Annotated in this window: 2 protein-coding genes and 1 pseudogene; 2 read left to right on the forward strand and 1 reads right to left on the reverse strand. The window is 71.2% G+C overall.

Features of this window, described 5'->3' with window-relative positions; all coding sequences use genetic code 11:
* Window positions 1-154, forward strand: a pseudogene (locus FV228_RS34525) (IS110 family transposase); the annotation flags it as partial.
* 45 nt (window positions 155-199) lie between these two features.
* Here FV228_RS34525 and FV228_RS28550 read toward each other — a convergent pair.
* On the reverse strand, window positions 200-1,318 hold the full coding sequence (locus FV228_RS28550) for an NADH:flavin oxidoreductase/NADH oxidase (RefSeq protein ID WP_147857560.1): 1,119 nt from the start codon (window positions 1,316-1,318) through the stop codon (window positions 200-202).
* A gap of 204 nt (window positions 1,319-1,522) precedes the next feature.
* Between FV228_RS28550 and FV228_RS28555 the strand changes: the two genes are divergently transcribed.
* A partial coding sequence (locus FV228_RS28555; RefSeq protein ID WP_147857561.1) for a hypothetical protein occupies window positions 1,523-1,837 on the forward strand: 315 nt, incomplete at its 3' end.

The following is a 1,837-nucleotide window of genomic DNA, read 5'->3' on the forward strand; positions in this document are numbered from 1 at the left end:
CAGCCGCCACAACCCCACCCTCCGGGACGCCTACCTGCGCCTGCGCGCCGCCGGAAAGAAGCCCATCGTCGCCATCACCGCACTCATGCGACGCCTCATCGTCATCGCAAACGCACGCCTACGCGACGCCTACGCGCAAACCGCCGCCAACTGAGTTGATGACACGGTGGATTGTGAAACGTTGCAGGCCTCGCAAATCTCACCGCTGCCCGAACGCCGTATCCTTGAATAGATCTTTGTATTCCCGCGGCTGCGAGCGCCAGTACTGCTTCGGGGCGTGGACCTTGGCGCCGAGCTCGGCCGCCGCGTGCCAGGGCCAGCGGGGGTCGTACAGCATGGCCCGGGCCAGCGAGATCGCGTCGGCCTTGCCCTCGGCCAGGATCGTCTCGGCCTGCTGCGCCTCGGTGATGAGGCCGACCGCGATGGTGGTCAGCCCGGTCTCGGCCTTGATCCGCTCGGCATAGGGCACCTGGTAGCCCGGCCCGAGCTTGATCGCCTGCTTGGGCGAGACGCCGCCCGTCGAGACGTGGAGCGCGGGCGAGCCGGCGCGCTTGAGCGCCTGTCCCAGGGCCACGGTCTCGTCGAGGTCCCAGCCGTCCTCGACCCAGTCGGTGGCCGAGACGCGCAGCCAGACCGGGCTGCCCGCCGGGACGACGTCGCGCACGGCGTCGTAGACTTCGAGGGGGAAGCGCATCCGGTTTTCGAGGCTGCCGCCATAGGCATCGGTGCGCTTGTTGGCGATCGGCGACAGGAACTGGTGCAGCAGGTAGCCGTGGGCGCCGTGCAGCTCCACGGCCTCGATGCCCAGGCGCACGGCGCGCTTGGCGGTGGCCACGAACTGGTCGCGGACGCGCTTCAGGTCGGCGGCGTCGAGGGCGTGGGGCGGGACCTCGGCCTCGCCGTGCGGGACCGCGGAGGGCGCTTCCGTGCGCCAGCCATAGGGATGCTCGGGCGGGATCTGCTGGCCGCCGGCCCAGGGCGCCTCGCTCGATGCCTTGCGGCCGGCATGGGCGATCTGGATGCAGATCGGGATTGGGGCGTATTCGCGCACCGCCTCGAGCACCCGGCCGAGCGCCCGCTCGCAGCCGTCGTTGTAGAGGCCGAGGTCCCAGGCGGTGATCCGGGCCTCGGGCGAGACCGCGGTGGCCTCCAGGGTCAGCAGGCCGGCCCCCGACATCGCCATCTGGCCGAGATGCATCATGTGCCAGTCGGTGGCCTCGCCGTCCCGGGCCGAATACTGGCACATCGGCGCGATCAGGATGCGGTTGTCGAGCGTGAGGGCGTCGAGGGCGAGCGGTTCGAACAGGCGGGCGGTCATGGGCGGCTCCGTTACGCGCCGGACCTATGTGGCGCAGGCGCGCCGCCGAGGCCAGCATCGGCATGTGCGCCAGCCCACCCGCCCTGCAGCCTCGACACGGCTGCAGGGGAACCGACCGCACGTTCGGTAACTTCTGGCTGAATGACGGTCTGATGCCGCCGATGCGAACCGCCTGAGGGGGCGAGATCGCGCGAGGTCCACGCCATGTTGCTCCCGAACCGTTCCACCCGACTTGCCGCCCTGGCCGCGGCTCCGTTCGCCCTGGCGGCGTTCCTGGCCGTCCCCGCCGAGGCCCAACCGGCCGCATTCGGCGGCCCGAAGATCCTGATCCACGGCAATTACTGCGGCCCCGGCAACAACGCCCCGCTGCCGCCGATCGATGCCCTCGACGCGGCCTGCGCCCGTCACGATGCCTGCACGCCCGAAGGCGGTCTGCCGTCGCAGGCCTGCAACCTGCGCCTGCAGCGCGACGCGGCGCTCGTCTCGCGCGACCCGCGCCAGCCCGAGGATCTGCGGGCG

Source organism: Methylobacterium sp. WL18, assembly GCF_008040015.1.
Taxonomy (GTDB): domain Bacteria; phylum Pseudomonadota; class Alphaproteobacteria; order Rhizobiales; family Beijerinckiaceae; genus Methylobacterium; species Methylobacterium mesophilicum.